Consider the following 20,947-nt stretch of genomic DNA (forward strand, 5'->3'; position numbering starts at 1 on the left):
CGTGCTCCCGATCCTTCCCCGATACTTCCTTCGCCGCTGGCTGACCCCCTTCGCCGGGGCCCTGGTGTTCTACCTGGGACTCATGCTGGCCTACGAACTGATGTTCATTTCCCGGCAACTCTTCCACATGGGGGCCCCCTTCCGATGGGTCTTTCCCATGGTCGCGCTTTCCATTCCCGAGGATCTGAGCATGGTTCTGCCCATGGCGGCCGTCCTGGGAGGCCTGCTAGGCACCCAGCACATGGCCGAAGGTTCTGAACTGGTGGCGTCCAATGGACTCGGGATCGGGATGCGTCACCTCATCAAGCCATGGGCCTTCATTTCCATCGGTGTCGTCGTCCTCTCCCTGGTGAACTCCAATCTATTGGTCCCCAAGGTCTCTAAATGGCAGGCAGCACTCAAGTCCTCCATTCAGGAGGAGGCAAGAACCCGCTGGCTGGCCCCAGGGAGCGCCCCATGGAATCCACCCGGTGCACCCCAATCCTCCATCTGGATGTCACCGACGGGCCAAGTCCACCTCATGGAAGTCTCTCCTGACTCCGTGCAGCATCTGGTGGCCAACCATGTCACCCGATTAGACACACCCGTCCAGTCAGAACTCTCCGATATGGGCCTGCGTCTCGAGGAGGTGAACGGCGTGGTCTACTCAAGAAAAGATCACAACATTATCCATATCAATCAGAAGACGCAAAACCTCATCATCTCTTCTCCCAAGAATTTTCGGCCTCTTCCGCCCACACCTCTCCGCTACGAGGGTACGGGGGTTCTTCTTGCTCACCTCACGCCGGAGGGCTGGATTGAGCTGAGCCGGCGCATCACGCTTCCCATTGCGGTGGCCGCCCTATTGCTGTTGGGTATTGCCTTGGGCATCGCCCATCCTCGGTTTCCAGGGAGCGGTTCCATTCCAAAGAGCCTGGGTGTGATCCTGGCCTACTACTTCATCATGCGAACGACGGAAGATCTCTTCGTCAACCGATCCATCCGGGCTCCGGCGCTGCTCTTCCTGGTCCCTCTGCTCTTTCTGGGGGCTGGTTTCTACCTGCTCCGGCAGCGAATGACCCCACATCACAGCAACGGTCCCTGGGAACGCCTGAAATACCGTATTTCGACTCTGTTTGCATCACTGATGCAGCGAGCCAGCCGCTGGGCTCCTCATCTGCCACACCTGATGGCCCATCATGCCGCGCAGAACTCCAGCGGGATTCTTCACAAGTGGAGCCGATCAGTCTGGCTGAAGAACTGGGCTGGGACGCTTCTCACCTTTCTGGGACTTGGACTTCTCATCGACTTCGCATCCCTCGCCGGGGATCTTTCGAAGAATCATGTATCCATCCTGGTGTTCCTGCACTACTGGCTTTGGAATCTCTCCCCCTTCCTGGTGCTTGTGCTGCCCATCGCCTTCCTCTTGGGGAGCGTGCTCGCCATTTCGGAAGCGTGTGCCTCCCGGGAGTGGAATGCGTTGAAATCCGGTGGCGTCAGCTTTGTGCAGTGGTTCTTATCCGCCTGGAAAGCATGGGGCCTAGTGCTGGCTGGCACCCTCATCCTCCAGGTCGTGGTGGCCCCGATTGCCAACCAGAAAGCAACGGCGCTCCTCCAACAGATCACCAAGAAGGTCAAAAAGAGAGGTGCTGCCACTTCATGGCTCTACCTAGGGGGAACCGGCATCCACTGGTACATGGACGGACAAGTCCGCTGGGGTTTTCCCCTGGAGAGGGAACCCGGTGGGAGCCTTCTGCTTAGATGGAGGTTGAAGACCCAGCAATCAGAACAGGTCGATGCCGAAGGGCTGAAGATGGAACCAGGCCCAGAGGCTGTCGACCTCTTTCCGAGTCAGGCGCTTCGCCAGTACGCCAAGGCTGAGGAAGCCTCAACATTGGCCCTCTTCCAGTGGCAACGCTGGGCACCCTCCCCTGACCGGGCGACGCTCCTCTGGGGCCGATTCCTCCAGTGGTTGGCTGGCCCATGCCTGGTCTTTGCAATCCTCTCCCTCTCCTTCCCCGCCCCCCGCAAGGGACGTGGTCAGGCCCTGGGCATCGGTCTGGTCGCAGGTCTTCTCTTCTTCGCTGTTCAGACGCTCTTTTCCATGGTGGCGCAGGCGGGGGACATCCCGCCATTGTGGGGTGCCGCGGCCCCGATGCTCCTGGCCCTGGGCATCGGTTTCCTCCGGTTGAGGCGCGTGAGGACATAGAGGGCCTATCGGCTCTTTTTGGCGCAGATTCGAATCCGCCCTATGCTTCGGATGAGAGGAGGCGCTCATGTCCCACGAAGCCCCATCCGACAAGGGTGCTCGTCACGGAGAACTCCACCGTATCGAGCACTATGCTCTCTACATCATCAATGGAATGGCTGCTGCCGGTAGCGGGGCCCTCACGGACGCTGATATCGACTATGCCATTGACGTAGCTGAAAGATTAGCAAGTAAGCTATTGGATCGCGGACACATCCACCACGGGAGCTGAATCGGCCACCAAGTCCGCGATGCGGATCCCGTCCACAGCGGCCGAGGTGATGCCTCCGGCGTAGCCGGCACCCTCGCCGCAGGGGTAGACCCCCGGGTGGGTGATGCTCTGGCCGTTATCCCCCCGGACAATCCGCACCGGGCTGCTGGTGCGGCTTTCAATCCCGAGCAGAAGGGCTTCGCGGCTGGTGAAACCCCGGATCTTCCGGTCGAAGACAGGCAAAGCCTCAGCCAGCTGGTCAACGACGAAGTCCGGCAGGCATTGGCGCAGATCAGCAGGAACGGCCTTGGGGCGGAAGCGATGCCGGGTGATTTTTCCCGTCGCACGAGCCCTGAGAAAGTCTTCGACGGACATGGCAGGAGCGCCATAGCTTTCTCCTGCAGCCCTGAAGGCCGCCTCCTCCCATGTGCGCTGGAGGTGCATTCCGCTGAGGGTATGGTCCGAGGGGAAATCCTGCACATTGACCTTGGCCACGAGGCCGGAATTGGCGAAACCGGAATCCCGCCTGGACCGACTCATCCCATTGACCACCACACCCCCGGGCTCACTGGCACACTGGATGACTTCGCCTCCGGGGCACATGCAGAAGCTGTAGGCCGCCCGATCAGGGCCTAGATTGCAGACCAGCTTGTAGTCCGCTGCGCCCAGACTGGGGTGCCCAGCAGAAACCCCATACTGGGCACGGTCGATGAGTTCCTGGGGGTGCTCAATGCGGAGCCCCATGGCGAAGGGCTTGCGCTCCATGCCCATCGCATGGCGGTGGAGCATCTCAAGGGTATCCCGGGCGCTATGACCGGGGGCCAGTACCAGGTGATCGCAGGGAATCTCCTCCCCGGAGCGCGTCACGGCCGCGGAGATCCGCCCCCTGGACCAGCGCAGATCCTGGAGGGCCGTATCGAAGCGGAAGATAGCGCCCTGCCCCTCGGCCCACTGGCGCATCCGCACCACGCAGTCCTGGATGAGTTCGGTGCCAATGTGGGGCTTGGCCTGGTAGAGGATTTCAGGTTTGGCCCCAAACTGAACAAATAGTTCGAGAACATGCTTTGTGAACATGTGGCCCGTGCGGGTGGTGAGCTTGCCGTCACTGAAGGTCCCGGCCCCGCCCTCTCCGAACTGGGCATTGGCCTCGGGGTCGAGGATGCCCTCGTTCCAGAGGCGTTCCACCTTCTGGATGCGCTGGTCCATCCGGGGCCCTCGCTCCAGGACGATGGGCTGGATGCCATGGGCCAGGAGGCGAAGGGTGCAGAAGAGCCCTGCCGGTCCTGTACCCACCACCACAACCCGTGGCGCGTGGGTCACGCGCGGCACAGTGAAGTCAGGAGCTTCCGGGGCCCGCACCAGACGGCACCCAGGGGGAAGGGAGCATTCCTGGAAGGCGCGGTGCGATTCGAAGCGCAGCGTGGCCAGGTAGCGGATGCGCCCCTTGTGGCGTGCGTCCAGACTCAATCGCTCGAGGCCGACCTCAGCGAAATCCTCCCGGCTTCCTCCCAGCACCTTGACCAGACAGGCCAGGAGATCGCCTTGTTCCTGCCCCAAGGCCATGGGTAGATCCATCAGGTGGTATCGGCATCCTCGCATCCCTCCAGGATAGCCGCGGCCAGGGGCCGCTCCGGGTCATGTATGCTGGAAGAGGAGCCCGCAGGCTCTTTTTCTTTCCCGGTGATCCATGTCCCTTGATGCCTATCGTCTGCTACGTCCCCTGATTTTTCGCCTTTCCCCGGAGACAGCCCACAATCTGACCTTCAAGGGAGGCCGTATCGCCAAGGGGATCCCCGGGGCGATGGCGCTCCTCGAAGGACTCTGCCAAGCGGGCATTTCCTCCCGGGCCATGGACGCATGCGGCTTGCACTTCCCCTCTCCCATCGGCCTCGGGGCAGGCCTGGACAAGGGTGCAGAGGTTCTGCCCCTATGGAAGGCTCTGGGCTTCGGATCCGTAGAGATCGGAACCGTGACCCCCAAGCCCCAGCCCGGCAACCCCCTGCCCCGGCTATTCAGGCTCCCCGAGGAATCGCTGATCCTCAACCGCATGGGATTCAATTCCGAGGGTGCCGAAGTGGTCGCCCAGCGCCTCAAGCGGCGCCCCAAAGGCCTGATCGTGGGCGGCAATATCGGCAAGAACAAGGTCACCCCCGAGGAGAAGGCCCTCGATGACTACCGCGAGGCCTATCGGCTCATCGCCCCGGAAGTGGACTACATCGCCCTCAACATCAGTTCACCCAATACCCCAGGACTGCGTCGACTCCAGGCCCCCGAGGCCCTGGCCCCCCTTCTGGGGGGGATGATGCAGATCCGCAAGGAGATGGGCCTCGAGTCCCAGCCCATCCTGGTCAAGCTGGCCCCGGATCTGGACGGCGAGGAGCTGGATGCCATCGTGGACGTCATCGCCGCCTCCGGCTTATCCGGCATCATCGCCACCAATACAACCCTGGACCGCGGAATCGTCTCGGACATCAACCGGGACAAGGTGCTCTCCTGGGGGGACGGCGGGCTCTCCGGCAAGGGACTCAAGCTGAAGGCCCGCGAGGTCCAGCGCCGCATCCTTCAGCGCATCCCCCCTCACCTCAAGCTCGTGGCCTGCGGGGGCATCGGTTCCGCCGAGGACGCCAAGGCCGCCATGCAGGACGGCGCGGCCTGGGTCCAGGTCTACTCCGCTCTCATCTTTGAAGGTCCCTTCCTGGTGCGTCGGATGCTCAAGGGGATGTGAACTGCCAGACAACGAGGAAAATGGAAACGCCCCTGATTCAGGGGCGTTTCCTATGTATCGGCTCGCCTAATTCGTCTCGCCGTCCACATAGACCCAGCGCCCCTCTTCACGGACGAAACGGCTCTTCTCCCGGTGTAGCATCCGCTTGCCGTCCACCTGGAGGCTGGCGTGGAACAGGACGATGCCCTCGGAATCTTCGGGTCCACCGGCCTCGGTGGAGATGATCTTGAGGCTGATGCACTTCACCGTCCGGCAGTAGGCAGTCAGCTCCTCGCGCTCCAGTTCGGCCCGCTCCTTTTCCGCAGTCGTGGCGATCAAGTAGTCGGCCTTGCAGAGGGCGTAGGCCGAAAAACGGCTCCTCATGAGCTTTTCCGCCGTCTCGGGCAGCTTCTTGCCCGTGAGGTAGGGTTCACAGCACTTGTCGAAGGGGCGTTTGGAGGTGCAAAGGCATAGGCGGGACATGGAACTCCTGAAGTGGTATTGCCGCTACTGGTCGGCGGTCAGTGAACCAGTCTAGCGGCGAAATCATGGAATCAAATCAACGGTTCGATAGAAGCATTGCAACTCTGAGTCTTCCTGCTACCCTTGGGGCGCATTCAACCAGAAAATCGATTTTTAGCTTTTCCCACAAGGCTTTTTCCATGCCGTGCTCGATCAGCGGGGGCGGTCTCTTCATCACTTTCTTTGTGAGGGTGTCATGGTGACCAAGTGGTTGGATCGACTAAAAAACGCTCCCATGAAACGGAGGTTCTATCTCTTTTTCATGATGCTCTTCTTTGCCGTGGCCTACGCCTGGCAGCCCGGAGCACCCCCCTCCCCGGAGGGCCACGGAGAGGGTGCGTTCCGATTCTTCTCACCCTTCCTTGATGGCTATGGATTCAACACGGTGGAACGGGTGGCCCTCATCATCGTGCTGCTCATCGCCGTGGCCGGTCTGCTTTACGCCTTGATGCTGGTCAAACAGGTCAAGAAGGCGGACCAGGGCACCAAGAAGATGCAGGACATCGCGGACGCCGTCCGGGAGGGAGCCAACGCCTACCTGGGCGCCCAGTTCACCAAGATCGGCCCCTTGATCATCCTCATCACCATCCTGCTGGCCGTGACTTATACCGGAACCCACGAGGCCTTCCGCTATGGCCGTGCCGGTGCCTTCCTGGTGGGCTCCCTCTTCAGCTGGTGCGTGGGTTTCGTGGGCATGCGCCTGGCCACCTCCGGCAACCTGAGGGTGGCCGCCGCCGCCAAGCACTCCTATGGCGAGGCCATGCAGCTCGGCTACCGCACGGGCACCATCACCGGCATGCTCACCGATGGCCTGGGCCTTCTGGGCGGCACCATGATTTTTCTCATGTACGGAGTCAACGCCTACGAGGCCCTGCTGGGCTTCGGCTTCGGCGGCACCCTGCTGGCCCTCTTCATGCGAGTGGGTGGTGGAATCTACACCAAGGCCGCCGATGTGGGTGCGGATCTGGTGGGCAAGATCGAGAAGGACATCCCCGAGGATGATCCCCGCAACGCCGCCACCATCGCCGACAATGTGGGCGACAACGTCGGCGATTGCGCCGGCATGGCTGCCGACATCTTTGAGAGCTACGAGGTGACCATCGTGGCCGCCATGATCCTGGGCATGGCCACCTTCGGGCACAAGGGGGTGATCTTCCCCTTGCTGGTGCGCGGCATCGGCGTCCTGGGTTCGATCATCTCCACCTACACCGTGAAGGCCGGACCCAACGATACCTCCGACACAGCCCTCCACAGCGTCCACCGGGGCTTCTGGATCGGCTCTGCCATCAGCATCCTGGGCTTCTTCATCCTGGGGGCCTACTACCTGCGCTTCGACGCGACCTACATGGCGCAGAACGCCGTGGCAGCTGCGGGCTTCCCCGGTGGCGACCCCACCGCCCTGCCCGCCTGGGCCAACTTCGGTGTGGCGGGACTGGACATGCGTCCGGCCATCACCTGCTTCATCGGCGTGATCCTGGCCATCGTTCTCAACAAGGTCACCAGCTACTACACCCACACGAGCCATGCCCCGGTGAAGAGCCTGGCCAAGGCCTGCACCACGGGCCACGCCACCAACATCATCCAGGGCTTTGCCGTGGGCTACGAGAGCACCGTGGCCAATGTCGTGGTCATCGCCATCGCGGTCTTCCTTTCGGTGCTGACCTACGCCGGGACGCCCCCCATGTTCATCGCCTACGGCGTGGCCATGGCAGGCATCGGCATGCTGACCCTGACGGGCAACACGATTTCCATGGACGTCTTCGGGCCAGTCGCCGACAACGCCAATGGCATCGGTGAGATGGGCTACGACAAGGAGGAGATGGAAAAGGCCGAACCCGGTTCCTACAAGCGGGCCCGCCAGATCCTCGCGGACCTCGACGCCGTGGGCAACACCACCAAGGCCGAGACCAAGGGTATCGCCATCGGCAGCGCAGTCATCGCCGCCGTCAGCCTTTTCTCCAGCTTCATCGCGGTCATCGCGGTGGGCAGCGAGGACAAGATCAACATGATGAAGGTCAGCCAGTATCTGACCGAAGCCGGGAAGATGACGGTGGCTGATCCCAAGGTCTTCATCGGCTTCCTCCTGGGCGGGGCCGTGCCCTTCCTCTTCAGCGGCATGCTGATCCGCGCCGTGGGCCGGGCCGCCTACTTCATCGTCCAGGAATGCCGCGTGCAGTTCCGGGACAAGGAGATCTGGGCCGGCACCAAGAAGCCGGACTACGGTCGCGTGGTGGATATCTGCACCAAGACGGCCCAGCACGAGCTGGTGGGCCCCGGCATCCTGGCCATCGCCTGCCCCCTGATCGTGGGCTTTCTCCTGGGCCCCTACGCCCTGGGTGGATTCCTGGCAGGTATGATCCTCGTGGGGCAACTACTTGCAGTGTTCATGGCAAATGCTGGAGGCGCGTGGGATAATGCAAAAAAAATGATCGAAGACGGCATCTACGGAGGCAAGGGCTCCGAGGCCCACAAGGCTGCGGTCACCGGCGACACCGTGGGCGATCCTCTCAAGGACACGGCTGGTCCGGCCATCAACCCGCTCATCAAGGTCATGAACATGGTGAGCCTGCTGGCCCTGGGCATCATCATGAAGTTCACCCTCTTCCCCGCCGAAGGCCATACCTCCAACAGGATCGTAGGTATCATCGTGGCGATCATCTGCGCCATGGCCATCGCCTGGGCGGTATACACCAGCAAGAAGGAGACCCCAGGACTGGTGGACGATGACGCCAAGAAGGAGACTGCTGAGGTGGAAAGCTAGAGTTGCGAGACACCCTTGAACCGCCGCCCAGTGCTGCGGTTTTTTTGCCTCCCGCGCCCGATGACATACGGAGATCGCAACGGTCATATCAGACTACGTGATAAATCTATCGATATATAAATAAGTATATTATTTGCTTGATATATCCATACACACTCCTACAGAATGAGCCTTGCGCAGAGCCCTGCGAATTCGTTATAGGAGGATTTATGCCAGTGATCGTTTGCGCCCTTGCCATCGTCTGGGCAGTCTATGCCACCAAGAAGACGCCCACGGCATTGGAAAGCTAAGCCGCTGTCCAGAAATCAGCCTTGCGAGACCCCTTCGAGCCGCCGCCCTGCGCGGCGGTTTTTTATTGAACCCTCCGCCCCCAGTGGCATGCTGGACACGCAACGGTCATATCAGACTATGTGATAAATCTATCGATATATAAATAAGTATATTCTTTGCTTGATATAGCAACGAACGATCCCACAAAATGACCCATGCGCAGAACCCTGCGAGTTCGTTAAAGGGAGGATTGATGCCAGTCGCCGAACAAACCTGGGGCAGCCCAGTCAAGGCCAGTTTCCTGGCCTCCTCAGTGGGCCGGAAAATCGTGATGGCCGTGACCGGGGTTGTTCTCTCCGTTTTCGTGACCGTGCACATGCTGGGCAACCTTCAGGCCTACATGGGGGCCACGACCATGAACGCCTATGCCAAGTTCCTGCAGGAATCCCTGCACGGCGGCGGCATCTGGATCTCCCGGATCGTGCTCCTGGTGGTGGTGCTGCTCCACGCCTGGGCTGCCCTCAGCCTGACCCTCAGCAACTGGTCCGCCCGCCCCCAGGGCTACCGGGCTCAGCAGCTCCAGGCTGCCACCCTGTCCAGCCGAACCATGCGCTATACCGGTGTGTTCCTAGCCGGTTTCATCATCTATCACCTGCTCCACCTGACCACTGGACAGGCTCACCCCGCCTTCGTGCATGGCGACGCCTACGGAAACTTCGTCCGGGGCTTCCAGCAGCCCCTGGCCAGCGCTGTCTACATCGTGGCCCAGCTCTGCCTGGGACTGCATCTCTGGCACGGGGTCTGGAGCTTCACCCAGACCTTCGGGTGGTCGCACCCCCGCTACAACATCGCCCGCCGGGCCATCGCCACGGTGCTGGCGGTGCTCGTGGCCGCGGTCAACCTATCCTTCCCCATCTCCGTCCTGCTGGGCGTCATCCGCTGAGGTTTGACCATGGAATTGAAGTCCAACGTCCCTGACGGCCCCCTTGAAAGCAAGTGGGAACGCCACAAGTTCAACATGAAGCTGGTGAATCCGGCCAACAAGCGGAAATACAAGGTGCTGGTGGTGGGCACCGGTCTGGCGGGCGGCGCTGCCGCCGCCTCCATGGCGGAACTGGGCTACCAGGTGGAGTGTTTCTGCTACCAGGACAGCCCCCGCCGGGCCCACTCCATCGCAGCCCAGGGTGGCATCAACGCCGCCAAGAACTACCACAACGATGGCGACAGCATCCTTCGGCTCTTCTACGACACCATCAAGGGCGGCGACTTCCGGGCCCGGGAGGCCAATGTCTACCGCCTGGCCGAGGTCAGCAACAACATCATCGACCAGTGCGTGGCCCAGGGTGTGCCCTTCGCCCGGGAATACGGCGGTCTGCTGGACAACCGCTCCTTCGGCGGCGCCCAGGTCAGCCGCACCTTCTACGCCCGTGGGCAGACGGGACAGCAGCTCCTGCTGGGCGCCTACCAGGCCCTGCAGCGCCAGATCGGTCTCGGCACCATCAAGATGCACACCCGCCATGAGATGCAGGAACTCATCATCATCGACGGTGTGGCCAAGGGCATCGTGACCCGGAACATGGTGACCGGCGAGGTCCGCAGCCATATGGGCGATGCGGTGGTCCTGGCCACCGGCGGCTATGGCAACGTAATGCACCTAGCCACCTACGCCAAGGGGTGCAATGCCACGGCCATCTGGCGGGCCTACAAGAAGGGCGCAGCCTTCGCCAACCCCTGCTACACCCAGATCCACCCCACCTGCATCCCCGTCACCGGCGATCACCAGTCCAAGCTGACCCTGATGTCGGAGTCCCTCCGGAACGACGGCCGCATCTGGGTGCCTGCCAAGGCGGGGGACAAGCGCCCCGTGGACCAGATTCCCGAAAATGAGCGGGACTACTATCTGGAGCGGAAATATCCCTCCTACGGCAACCTGGCCCCCCGGGACATCTCCAGCCGGGCCGCCAAGCAGGTCTGCGATGCGGGGCTCGGCGTGGGCGACACCGGCCGGGGCGTCTACCTGGACTTCAGCGAGGCCACCCAGCGGTTGGGTGCCCACAAGATCGAGGAGAAATACGGCAACCTCTTCGAGATGTATGAGCGCATCACCGGCGAAGACCCCTACAAGGTGCCCATGCGCATCTACCCCGCCACCCACTACACCATGGGCGGCCTCTGGGTGGACTACAACCTCATGAGCACCATCCCTGGGCTCTTCGTCCTGGGCGAGGCCAACTTCAGCGACCACGGCGCCAACCGCCTGGGGGCTTCCGCCCTCATGCAGGGCCTCTCGGACGGCTACTTCGTGGCCCCCTACACCATCGGCAACTACCTGGCGGGCATCAAACCCGGGACCCGTCCCAGCGAGGACCATCCCGAGGCCAAGGCCGCCGAGGCCGAAGTGCAGGGGCGGACCCAGCGTCTCCTGGGCATCGATGGCAAAGAGACCCCCACCCACTTCCACCGGGAACTGGGCCACATCCTCTGGGAGCACTGCGGCATGGCCCGCAACGACCAGGGCCTGCGCAAGGCCTTGGTCGTCCTGCCGGAGCTGCGTCAGCGCTTCTGGGAGAACGTGAAGGTGCCGGGCAACGGCGCCGATGTGAACCAGAGCCTTGAGCTGGCGGGCCGGGTGGCCGACTTCCTGGAACTGGGCGAGCTCATGTGCCGGGACGCCCTGGAGCGCAAGGAGAGCTGTGGCGGCCACTTCCGCGAGGAGTGGCAGACCGAGGAAGGCGAGGCCCAGCGGGATGACGAGCACTTCTGCCATGTCGCTGCCTGGGAATACACCGGGGAAGGCCAGGCGCCGAAGCGCCACGTCGAGGAACTGGCCTTCGAGAACGTCCACCTCGCCACCCGCAGCTACAAGTAGTCAAGGAGCGGAAGCATGTCCGAAAAGCTCATCAACATTACGCTCAAGGTCTGGCGCCAGAAGAACACCAAGGACGTCGGCTGTTTTGTCACCTATGAAGCCAAAGACGTCAGCATCGACATGTCCTTTCTGGAGATGCTGGATGTGGTGAACGAGGATCTGATCCTCAAGGGCGAAGAGCCCATCACCACGGATAACGACTGTCGCGAGGGCATCTGCGGACAGTGCGGCCTGGTCATCAACGGACGCCCCCACGGCCCCCGGGAGAGGACTACCACCTGCCAGCTCCACATGCGGAGCTTCAAAACAGGCGATGTCATCACCATCGAGCCCTTTCGGGCCAAGGCCTTCCCCATCCTGAAGGATCTGATGGTGGACCGTTCGGCCTTCGACCGCATCATCGCCGCCGGTGGCTTCATCACCGCCCCCACGGGCTCGGCTCCGGATGCCAATAGCACCCCTGTACCCAAGAAGTGCTCGGATCTGGCCTTCGATGCCGCCGCCTGCATCGGCTGCGGCGCCTGTGTGGCCGCCTGCCCCAATGCCTCCGCCATGCTCTTCGTCTCGGCCAAGATCAGCCAGCTCGCCCTCCTGCCCCAGGGCCAGCCCGAACGCTACACCCGGGTCCGGGACATGATCGCCCAGATGGACGCCGAAGAGTTCGGCACCTGCACCAACTACGGCGAATGTGAAGCAGCCTGTCCCAAGGGCGTGAGCCTGGAGAACATCGCCCGGATGAACCGCGACTTCATCAAGGCCAGCCTGACCTACCGGTCGGAAGTGGCTGCGGGTGGAGCAGGCTGAGAGCCCTCCCATTGGGCAAAGAGAGGGCACTGAGGATCGAAGCTCAGTGCCCTTTTGCGTTCATCCACCGGATAATCATTCTCAGGAAGGTTCTCCATGGAATGGTTCGTCCGGGATTTCGATCATCCCCTCTACTTCGATATCTACCAATGCAAGGAAGCTGAAGCCCAGGAGGAGGGCACAGCCCTCGCGACCATGCTGGACCTCCCCAGGGGAAGTCTGGTGCTGGACCTTCCCTGCGGCTGGGGGCGCCTCCGCCCTGCTCTGGAGGATCGGGGCTTTCGCGTGGTGGGTGGGGATCTGAGCCCTCTGAACCTCCACCGCCACCAGAGTGAATACCCCGGAGCCCTGGCCCGCCTTGATCTGCGGGCCCTGCCCTTCCGATCGGGAGTGGCCGATGGCATATTCTGCGCCTTCACGAGCTGGGGCTATTTCGCCAGCGAGGAAGAGAACCTGCGCCAGCTCCAGGAATTCCACCGGATCCTGCGCCCAGGGGGGGTGCTCCTGCTGGATCTGGTGAGCCGAAGTTACCTGGAGGATGGCATCTCCCGGATGGAGAACACCTGGTTCAATGCCCGCGGCGGCTACCGGGAACGGGTCCGCTGGAGCCCGGACCATCGCAGGGTCCTGACGGACCGCATCCACCAGGGCGAGCGATTCCGGCACGACATCTGGATTCCGGAGGACCAAGAGGTCCTGGACTTCCTGATCCTGGCGGGCTTTGAGGTCCAGGCCCCCCGGGGTGATCTGGAAGGTCACTCATTGGACCGCAACTCGGAGCGTCGGATCTATCGTGCGACTTCCCGCCCCACTCCCAGGGCGTAGGCCCCGAAAAACAGCCCCAGCAGCAACATGGTGCTCCGAATGCCCAGAGCCTCCACCCCAGCGCTCCCCAAGATGGGGCCTACCATCATCCCCATCGCGTAGGAGAGGTTCAGGAGACCGAATACCGTGGCGTAGCTGGTACTCCCCATGCGTTCCACAGCGTCCGTCACAGCCGGGCTGGCTGGGCTCATGACGAGGGAGGTCGCGAGTCCAAGCCCTGCCATGGATCCGAGAATGATCCAGGAAGCCTGGAAGAATACCGGCAGAGGCGCCAGGAAGAGGATCAGGACAAGTCCGATCCGCAGTATGCCCCGATGCCCGTAGCGATCAGCAAGAGCGCCCGCCAGAGGCGAGGTCAGGGTATGCCCCAGAGCCGCCACAGCAAAACAGAGGCCGATGGAGGAGGGGCGCCAACCCATGACACGGTCGAAGTGGAGCGGAAGCGTGGATTCCAGGGTGGCCCAGATCCCCGCTCCCAAGGCCGTCGCACCTGCGAAGAGCCTCACGGTGCCGTTCTTCAGAAGTGCCCGGTATTCCAGAGTTTCTCCCTTCTCCTTGGGCGCATCCTCCAGGAGGAAGGCACGGGCCAGGGCATCCAGGATGGCCAGCCCCCCCGCCAAGAGAAAGGGAGCCCTCAGGCCAAAATGCTCGGCCAGAAAACCCGCGATGGGCGGTCCCAGGAAGACCCCCAGGTTGGCGAAGGCGAAGCAGGTGCTCATGGCCTTGCCTCGGTGTTCAGAAGGCCAGTGATCCGCCATGAGGGCCATGCCAGATGTCCAGGTGGCCGTGGCGGAGAGGCCCTGGAGGACCCGGGCCACCAGCAGCAGCCAAAAGGAGCGGGAGAAGGCGAAGAGAAGGGTTGTTCCCCCCAGCCCCACCAGTCCCCAGAGCATGGTGTAGCGCCTTCCAAAGCGGTCTCCCAGGCGACCGAGGGGCAGGGTTCCAAGGAGCAGCGCCGCAGAATAGCTGCCGAATAGCAGCCCCAGCTGCATCTGGGAGAACCCGAAGTCCCTTGAGTAGATGGGCAGCAAAGGAACCAGAAGGTAATAGAGGAGCGTGTCGGTAAAGAGAGCAGCAGATACGACCACAAGGGCCGAGGTGCGGGGTCTAAGAAGTGCCATGCCTGATCCTACCTGTTCCTCGGGTATTTCAATACTCGTAGAGCCCAGATAGGCTGCCGATAGAGATCTGCCTGATCACTTCGAGTAATCCATGATTTCCAGTTGGATCCGTTGGATTTCCCTGGTCCTGCTCCTCTCTTTGGGAGCACAGGAGACGCGTGGTGCAGAGCTGCCACCGCTCCCCCAGGCTCGAAAACTCTTCAGGAGTTACGGAATCGAGCAGGGGCTCGACAATCTGGCCGTCACCTCCATGCTACAGGACGCCGAAGGCTTCCTGTGGGTCGGCACCCAGGGCAATCTCTTCCGCTTCGATGGGCAGCGATTCCAAGGCTTTGGCATCAAGCAGGGGCTACCATCGGGTTATATCACGGCCCTGGCCTCCACCCCTGAGCAAGGAGTCTGGGTAGGCACATGGAACGGCTTGGCCCACCTTGATGGAAGAGGATTCAAGCCTGTCCCCTTCCCGGTTCCCGAAGCGTTTCCGCATATCAACGCCATCGCCTTCGACAGGGGCGGGAGGCTCTGGGTAGCCTCCTCGGCCGGAGCCTTCGTGCTGGAACCCGGAGGGAAAGTCACCGCCTTGGCAGGATGGCCGGAAGGAGAGGCCAATGCCGTATGCATGAGCGCGCAAGGAGTCTGGTTCTCCGCGGGCCCCAGAGTGCTCTTCCGGAACCATCAAGGGGTGTGGAAACAGCCCGCACCTGAACCCAGCCCTGAAAGCGAACCAATCCTGGATCTATTGGTCCACCCGGACGGGAGGGTCCTGGCCCGATCAACCGCCCACCTTTGGATCCTGCATCCAGGCGCAAAAAGCTTCGTCCTCCTGAATACCCGCTTCACCACGTCAACCCAGAGCGGTTCGCGATGCTACCTCGCCCCGGATGGCCAGATCTGGGTACCGACAGACGAAGGGCTCCTTTCCATCCGAGGATCCGCAGTCACCCACCTGGGCCGGCGCCAGGGTTTGCCAACAGCTTCCCCATGGACCGTCCTGGTCGACCGCGAGGGCTCCTTCTGGCTAGGGGGCCAGGGCATCCACAGAGACCTGGGGAACTCCACCTGGGGGGCATACACCACCCAGGAAGGATTGCCTCACGATGAGGTTTGGGTAATCATGCGGGATTCTCGCCAGCAGCTGTGGGTTGGAACGAGTCTCGGCCTCGCCTTGGGAACCCATGAGGGGTGGCGCCCCATCCCGGCGACTCGTAGGGATGCCATCCGCAGCTTGATTGAGGGGCCGGACGGCACCCTCTGGGCCGGAACAGCCCAAGGAGAGGTCCTGATCCTGGATCTATTTGGCGCTATCCGGCAACGCCTGGGGCCGGGAGCCGGACTTCAAACCCGGAAGGTCCTTTCCCTGGCCAGCAGTGCCGAGGGAATATGGGTGGGCACCGATGGGGACGGGCTCTTCCGCATCTCGCTCCACGCTGGCACCTGGAAGGCCGTCCCGGAAGCCCTGGGAAGCTGGGGACCGGAACGGGTGAGTCATGTTCTTGCGGATCCCCTCGGAAGGCTGTGGGCGGCGACTGAGCACGGCGTCGCGCTCCGCGAGCACGGATCATGGCGCCACTTTAATCATTCCCAAGGGCTGAAGCAGGACCATGTTTCATACTTGAATCTCTCCGGGAACGGGGAACTCCGTGTAGCCTACTTTGAACCCATGGGCATCTCCCGTTTCAAGGTGGACCCAAGCGGTACGCCCTCCCTCATTGATCATTGGGATTCGGCCCGGCGCCTGTCTTCGGATACAACCTATCTGCTGGGAGAGGATGCCAAGGGCCGGTTCTGGGTTGGGGGTGGAAGAGGGGTGGACGTGTTCCAGGGAGATGTCCGAAGACATTTCGGGGCCTTCAATGGCCTCGTGGGGGAGGACTGTGACGCCCTAGCCTTCCTGGCGGAACCGAACGGTCAGGTATGGATAGGCACCAGCACGGGCTTGGCGCACTACACCGGAAGGGGGCGAATAGAGCCTCCAAGCCCTCCAGGCGTCCTTCTGGTCTCCGCCCATCTGGGGCGTCTTGCCCTGGCCAACCAGGGAGGGAGCACAGTCGACCACCGCGAGAATGATCTTTCCGTACAATTCACTGGCACCAGCTTCGTTCACGCCGACAACCTGGAATATGCCTACCTCCTCGACCGAGGGGATGGGGGGGCGTGGAAGACCACCCGCAGCCGAGACCTTCATATCGCCGCCCTGAGTCCAGGTGACTATACCCTGCAGCTCCGGAGCCGTTTGGAGCAGGGTGATTGGGGTCCGCTCACAGAACTCCACTTTTCTATCAAGGCGGCCTGGTGGCAATGGTGGTGGCTTCGGGCTCTAGGGATAGCTCTGCTGCTGAGTGTACTGACAAAACTGATCTACTGGCATGTCCGGAGTCTCAAGCAGAGGAACACGGAACTGGAGATTCTCCTCAAGTTGTCGGATTCACTGGCCCAGGAGCTTGAGAGCGCCAATCTGAACCTGCAGGAGCAGACCTTGACGGATCCCATGACTGGGCTGAAGAACCGGCGCTTCCTGGACGCGATCATCGCAAGGGACATGTCTGAGGTGGAGCGCATGCGCCGGGAGGAATCGCAGTCGGGTCAGAACATGGACCTGCTGTTCCTGATGGTCGATATCGACCACTTCAAATGGGTCAACGACCACTATGGCCATCAGGCCGGGGACGCAGTACTGCTGCAGTTCGGCGAAGTCCTGAAGACCGCCACCCGCGGTTCCGATACCGTCATCCGATACGGGGGCGAAGAATTCCTGATACTGGCCAGGCAGACCCGCAGGGAAGATGCCATCGTCCTGGCGGAACGCATCCGTAAATCCGTAGAGAGTCACCGGTTTGTCATCCCATCAGGGGAGCACCTGAGGCGCACCTGCAGTATCGGGTTCGCCCCCTACCCCGTCTGCGAGAGCAATCTGAAGGCCGTCCCCTGGCAGCGAGTCCTGGAACTGGCGGACCAGTGCCTCTACCAGGCCAAGGACGAGGGGCGGAACCAATGGATGGGCCTGCTACCCCAACACATGAATCTGATCCAGGCCCCTGGAGATCTTCCACAGGACCTGGAATCCCTGCTGCATATGGGACTTCTGCAACTGGTCTCCTCGAATGCAAGCAAGGCCCCTCGCGGGGCCCAGGTGGATCGATAAGCCGGATTCTGTCGAGGGATGTCATTCCTCTGGGGACCGCATCACTGCGGAACTCAAGCGACCTACCCGCTGGCTCAGCCGAGCCGACCTACGTTCCTTGCGGAACACACCAGCCTATTTGGTCTTGCTCCGTGGGGGGTTTACCGTGCCCGTCCCGTTGCCGGTCCGGCGGTGGGCTCTTACCCCACCGTTTCACCCTTGCCTGTGCCTTTCGGCCATCGGCGGTTTGCTCTCTGTTGCACTTTCCGTCGGGTCACCCCGCCCAGGCGTTACCTGGCCCACTGCTCTACGGAGTCCGGACTTTCCTCTGCGGCGAACCGCAGCGACACCCTGATCCACACCCCAATGCTAACACGGCCCGAGCCCGTATGATGGAAGAGAACCCCCATAAGGACTCTGGATGCAGTACGAACCAGCAGGATCGGCCGAACGCGTCATCGCCTATGTGGAGGGCGATAAGCAATTGGCGTATTATGCAATAGAGTTGGCGCGTTCGGACAATGCACGCAGGGCGCCGTGTTCCTACTCTTTGATGCGTGGGGTATATCCCGCCACCCGTCCTGGAGATCCGCATGACCACACCCGTAGCCCTCATCACCGGCGGCGCCACCGGCATTGGTAAGGCCACTGCCAAAAAACTCGCAAGCAAAGGCATCACTGTCGTCATTAGTGGTCGCCGCAAGGAAATCGGGGTTGAAGCCGTCAAGGAAATTGAAGCGGTTGCCACGGGTGCCGCTCAAGTGCGGTTCATCCAAAATGACGTGGCTGACGAGAGCGCCGTCAAAGCGATGATCGACCAGATCGTCGCGGAGTTTGGTCGTCTCGACATGGCGGTCAACAACGCAGGACTTTACAACGAAGCCGCCACCCTTGATCAATCGGACACTCAGAAGTTCCGCGCGATGTTCGAAGTTAATGTCATGGGCGTCTACTACAGCATGAAATACGAGATCGCGCAGATGCTCAAGCAGGGCGGAGGTTCGATCGTCAACTTGGCATCTGTCGCGGGCCTGAACGGCTTCCCGTGGACGGGAACCTATGTCGCTACAAAACACTCCGTGGTTGGCTTGACCAAATCAGCAGCACTCGATCATGCCGCCCAGGGGGTTCGCATCAATGCCGTGGCCCCAGGTGCCATCCGGACGGATATCATCGCCGATCAGATCAAGATGAATGAGCAGGAGTTGGCTGCATCGCACCCCATTGGTCGTATTGGCGAACCAGAAGAAATTGCCAATGGCATCTCCTGGTTGCTCTCGGATGAAGCTAGTTTCGTCGTCGGACATGTCCTGAGCATTGATGGTGGCTACCAGGCCAAGTAGAAAGGTGATCCCCATGCCGACCCAGATGCCGGACCAAATCAAGATTCCAAGGACCTTCTGGGTCGGACTCGGGGCTCTGGGCCTCACCTCCGACGAGGTGCTTCGACACGCGAAGCTGCCCGTCGCCCGCATTGCCCACGAGGGTTCTCTCCGCACCGAGGAGTTCTTTCTTCTTTGGCAAGCCATAGGCGAACTGGCTCCTGGCTGCGCCGCCGGGCTGAGGCTCATCATGGGCCTCGAACCCGCCCTACTTCCGCCCTCCTTCCTAGCGGCCCACCATGCCCGTGACTTCCGGGACGCCCTGGCGCGAGTGGCCCGGTTCAAACACCTGTGCTCGCCGGAGCTACTCAGGATCACAAATGGACCCCAGGAATGCGTGATCGAGCCCGAGTGGCCCCATGGTGGATGCCAAGTCCCCGAAGCGTTAGTGGACGCTACTTTTGGATCCCTGGTTCAGCTCGGGCGCTCCGGTACGCGTACCGACCTTCACCCCCTCCGTGTAGAACTCATGTGTGCGGATGACAGGTCCGGCCTCCGGCGTGAGTTCTATGGATGCAAGATGCAGTTCCGGTCTCGTCACAACCGCCTGGTGTTTCGAAGTGCCGATCTGGATCTCCGATTTGCTACCCACAACGAAGAACTACTCGCCATGTTGACCCCCCAATTGGAGGCGGCCTCCAGAGCGCTCACATCCACCCCCAGGGCCACTGACCAAGTCCGACAGATACTGCCTCGGTTTCTTTCGGCAGGCAGGCCCGAGATCGAGGAGGTTGCCAAGGAATTGGGGATGAGTTCGCGCAGCCTCCAGCGCCGTATCACCGAAGAAGGTTCCACGTTTCGTGATCTCCTGTCCCAAGCCCGCAGGGCACTCGCGCGGGAATACCTTCTGAATCCATCCTTGGATCTGAAGGAGATCGTTTACCTTCTGGGCTATGAGGACTCGCCATCCTTTTATCGCGCCTTCCGGCAGTGGGAAGGCACCACTCCTGCGAATTGGCGATCCCGGCAATCCATGGTTGAGAACTGACACCCCAATTCCACCTGCAGCCTAGGAGGCGAAGATGAAGGTCGTGCTGTTTGGATCCACAGGGATGATCGGCCAGGGCGTTCTGCGGGAATGCCTGCGCGATGAAAACGTCACGCAGGTCGTGGCGGTGGTGAGGGCGGCCACAGGGCGGTCTCTTCCCAAGGTGAAGGAGGTTTGCACGCCAGACCTGTTCGACCTGTCAGCGGTGGAGTCCGATCTCCAGGGAGCCGATGCGTGCTTCGATTGTCTGGGGGTTTCGGCGGCAGGATTGGGTGAGGTGGACTACACGCGGCTCACCTACGACCTCACCCTGTCCATCGCCGAGACACTGGTTCGCCTGAATCCAGGCATGACCTTCATCTACGTCTCGGGCGCTGGAACAGACAGCAGCGAACGGGGCCGGTCCATGTGGGCCAGGGTCAAGGGCCGCACCGAGAATGCACTCCAGCGCCTTCCCTTCGGGCGGGTCTACCTCTTCCGCCCAGGGTTCATCCAGCCGCGGCACGGCATCCGCTCACGGACCCAGTGGTATCGCATCTTCTATGCATTGAGCGGCCCCTTCATCTGGCTGATCAACAAGTTCGCCCCTGGGGTCATCCTGAGCACAGAAAGTCTCGGCTGGGCCATGCTCACCGCAGCCCAGCGAGGTGCGTCAAATGCCGTGCTGGAGGCGCGGGAGCTGAACCGCTTGGCGAATGTCCATCCGTTGAACACGCAGATGTAACCATGAATTTCAGCAGGTACAGCAACGCCCCCTTTCGGGGGCGTGTGTTTATTTAACGTCGCGGCGACCTACTTTTCCACCAGTGTCCCTGGCAGTATCATCGGCCCTCTGGAGCTTAACTGCCGTGTTCGGAATGGGAACGGGTGTGACCTCCAGGGTATAGCCACGACGAAGGGCTCTTTCAGATTTCCTTCGGAAATCTGAAAATTCTTTTCGTTGTGTTTGTCGAAGGGTATTTAGGCGAAGCGATTGAAACAATCGTCTCTCCGAATGCTCCGCGCCCTCAGGCCCGCAGCTCGCTGATCTTGTTTTTTGCACTCTGCAAAAAAACAAATGTAATTGATTGATGAAAGGTCAAGCCAGTGGACCAATTAGTATCGCTCAGCTCAACGCATTACTGCGCTTACACATGCGACCT

General features: G+C 61.5%; 14 protein-coding genes, 1 rRNA gene, 1 other RNA gene and 2 pseudogenes. 12 read left to right on the top strand and 6 right to left on the bottom strand.

Features of this window, described 5'->3' with window-relative positions:
* Position 1: 1 nt before the first annotated feature.
* A complete protein-coding gene (locus HOLFODRAFT_RS0202330) occupies positions 2 to 2,188 on the top strand; it encodes an LptF/LptG family permease (protein ID WP_005032036.1) in 2,187 nt (728 codons plus the stop codon).
* Between the two features lie 235 nt (positions 2,189 to 2,423).
* Here HOLFODRAFT_RS0202330 and HOLFODRAFT_RS18900 read toward each other — a convergent pair whose 3' ends face one another.
* Entirely contained in the window at positions 2,424 to 4,037 is a 1,614-nt protein-coding gene (locus HOLFODRAFT_RS18900) for an NAD(P)/FAD-dependent oxidoreductase (protein WP_148300323.1), read from the bottom strand.
* 88 nt (positions 4,038 to 4,125) lie between these two features.
* Here HOLFODRAFT_RS18900 and HOLFODRAFT_RS0202345 point away from each other — a divergent pair, with 88 nt between their 5' ends.
* Positions 4,126 to 5,163: a quinone-dependent dihydroorotate dehydrogenase gene (locus HOLFODRAFT_RS0202345; RefSeq protein ID WP_005032030.1), complete on the top strand. Its 1,038-nt coding sequence runs from the start codon at positions 4,126 to 4,128 to the stop codon at positions 5,161 to 5,163.
* A 66-nt stretch (positions 5,164 to 5,229) separates the two neighbouring features.
* Here the strand turns inward: HOLFODRAFT_RS0202345 and HOLFODRAFT_RS0202350 are convergent, their stop codons facing one another.
* A complete protein-coding gene (locus HOLFODRAFT_RS0202350; RefSeq protein ID WP_005032028.1) occupies positions 5,230 to 5,625 on the bottom strand; it encodes a YchJ family protein in 396 nt (131 codons plus the stop codon).
* A gap of 235 nt (positions 5,626 to 5,860) precedes the next feature.
* Here HOLFODRAFT_RS0202350 and HOLFODRAFT_RS0202355 point away from each other — a divergent pair, with 235 nt between their 5' ends.
* From HOLFODRAFT_RS0202355 to HOLFODRAFT_RS22450, 5 genes are all read left to right on the top strand, one after another.
* On the top strand, positions 5,861 to 8,425 hold the full coding sequence (locus HOLFODRAFT_RS0202355; RefSeq protein WP_005032026.1) for a sodium-translocating pyrophosphatase: 2,565 nt from the start codon (positions 5,861 to 5,863) through the stop codon (positions 8,423 to 8,425).
* Between the two features lie 523 nt (positions 8,426 to 8,948).
* The gene (locus HOLFODRAFT_RS0202365; RefSeq protein WP_005032022.1) at positions 8,949 to 9,638 is read left to right on the top strand and encodes a succinate dehydrogenase cytochrome b subunit; all 690 of its coding nucleotides are present in this window, start codon (positions 8,949 to 8,951) and stop codon (positions 9,636 to 9,638) included.
* Positions 9,639 to 9,647: 9 nt separating this feature from the next.
* On the top strand, positions 9,648 to 11,564 hold the full coding sequence (locus HOLFODRAFT_RS0202370) for a fumarate reductase/succinate dehydrogenase flavoprotein subunit (protein WP_005032020.1): 1,917 nt from the start codon (positions 9,648 to 9,650) through the stop codon (positions 11,562 to 11,564).
* Positions 11,565 to 11,579: 15 nt separating this feature from the next.
* Positions 11,580 to 12,368, top strand: coding sequence for a succinate dehydrogenase/fumarate reductase iron-sulfur subunit (locus HOLFODRAFT_RS0202375; RefSeq protein ID WP_005032018.1), 789 nt, complete (start codon positions 11,580 to 11,582; stop codon positions 12,366 to 12,368).
* A 96-nt stretch (positions 12,369 to 12,464) separates the two neighbouring features.
* Positions 12,465 to 13,193, top strand: coding sequence for a class I SAM-dependent methyltransferase (locus HOLFODRAFT_RS22450; RefSeq protein WP_005032017.1), 729 nt, complete (start codon positions 12,465 to 12,467; stop codon positions 13,191 to 13,193).
* Here HOLFODRAFT_RS22450 and HOLFODRAFT_RS0202385 read toward each other — a convergent pair.
* A complete protein-coding gene (locus HOLFODRAFT_RS0202385; protein WP_005032015.1) occupies positions 13,157 to 14,314 on the bottom strand; it encodes an MFS transporter in 1,158 nt (385 codons plus the stop codon). The genes HOLFODRAFT_RS22450 and HOLFODRAFT_RS0202385 overlap by 37 nt on opposite strands.
* 91 nt (positions 14,315 to 14,405) lie before the next feature.
* Between HOLFODRAFT_RS0202385 and HOLFODRAFT_RS25670 the strand changes: the two are divergent.
* Positions 14,406 to 15,461 (top strand): annotated as a pseudogene (locus HOLFODRAFT_RS25670) (ligand-binding sensor domain-containing protein); the annotation flags it as partial.
* A gap of 735 nt (positions 15,462 to 16,196) precedes the next feature.
* Here HOLFODRAFT_RS25670 and HOLFODRAFT_RS24225 read toward each other — a convergent pair.
* Positions 16,197 to 16,418 (bottom strand): hypothetical protein, encoded by a 222-nt coding sequence (locus tag HOLFODRAFT_RS24225; RefSeq protein WP_148300324.1) that lies wholly within the window; start codon positions 16,416 to 16,418, stop codon positions 16,197 to 16,199.
* A gap of 384 nt (positions 16,419 to 16,802) precedes the next feature.
* Between HOLFODRAFT_RS24225 and HOLFODRAFT_RS25675 the strand changes: the two are divergent.
* Positions 16,803 to 17,249, top strand: a pseudogene (locus HOLFODRAFT_RS25675) (GGDEF domain-containing protein); the annotation flags it as partial.
* 188 nt (positions 17,250 to 17,437) lie between these two features.
* On the opposite strand, the gene rnpB reads toward HOLFODRAFT_RS25675, so the two are convergent.
* Positions 17,438 to 17,798, bottom strand: an RNA gene (gene rnpB, locus HOLFODRAFT_RS23445) — RNase P RNA component class A.
* Positions 17,799 to 18,028: 230 nt separating this feature from the next.
* Here rnpB and HOLFODRAFT_RS0202395 point away from each other — a divergent pair.
* The 3 genes from HOLFODRAFT_RS0202395 to HOLFODRAFT_RS0202405 are packed head-to-tail and all read left to right on the top strand — an operon-like array spanning position 18,029 to position 20,529.
* Positions 18,029 to 18,778, top strand: a complete 750-nt coding sequence (locus HOLFODRAFT_RS0202395) for an SDR family NAD(P)-dependent oxidoreductase (protein WP_005032011.1) — start codon at positions 18,029 to 18,031, stop codon at positions 18,776 to 18,778.
* A gap of 13 nt (positions 18,779 to 18,791) precedes the next feature.
* Positions 18,792 to 19,805, top strand: coding sequence for a helix-turn-helix domain-containing protein (locus HOLFODRAFT_RS0202400; protein WP_005032009.1), 1,014 nt, complete (start codon positions 18,792 to 18,794; stop codon positions 19,803 to 19,805).
* A gap of 34 nt (positions 19,806 to 19,839) precedes the next feature.
* Positions 19,840 to 20,529 carry a Rossmann-fold NAD(P)-binding domain-containing protein gene (locus HOLFODRAFT_RS0202405; RefSeq protein ID WP_005032007.1) on the top strand — a complete coding sequence of 230 codons (690 nt, stop codon included), beginning with the start codon at positions 19,840 to 19,842 and terminating at the stop codon, positions 20,527 to 20,529.
* 55 nt (positions 20,530 to 20,584) lie between these two features.
* Here the strand turns inward: HOLFODRAFT_RS0202405 and rrf are convergent.
* Positions 20,585 to 20,700, bottom strand: a 5S ribosomal RNA gene (gene rrf, locus HOLFODRAFT_RS0202410).
* Positions 20,701 to 20,947 lie beyond the last annotated feature (247 nt).

The sequence above is a fragment of the Holophaga foetida DSM 6591 genome (genome assembly GCF_000242615.2).
GTDB classification, from domain to species: Bacteria; Acidobacteriota; Holophagae; order Holophagales; family Holophagaceae; genus Holophaga; species Holophaga foetida.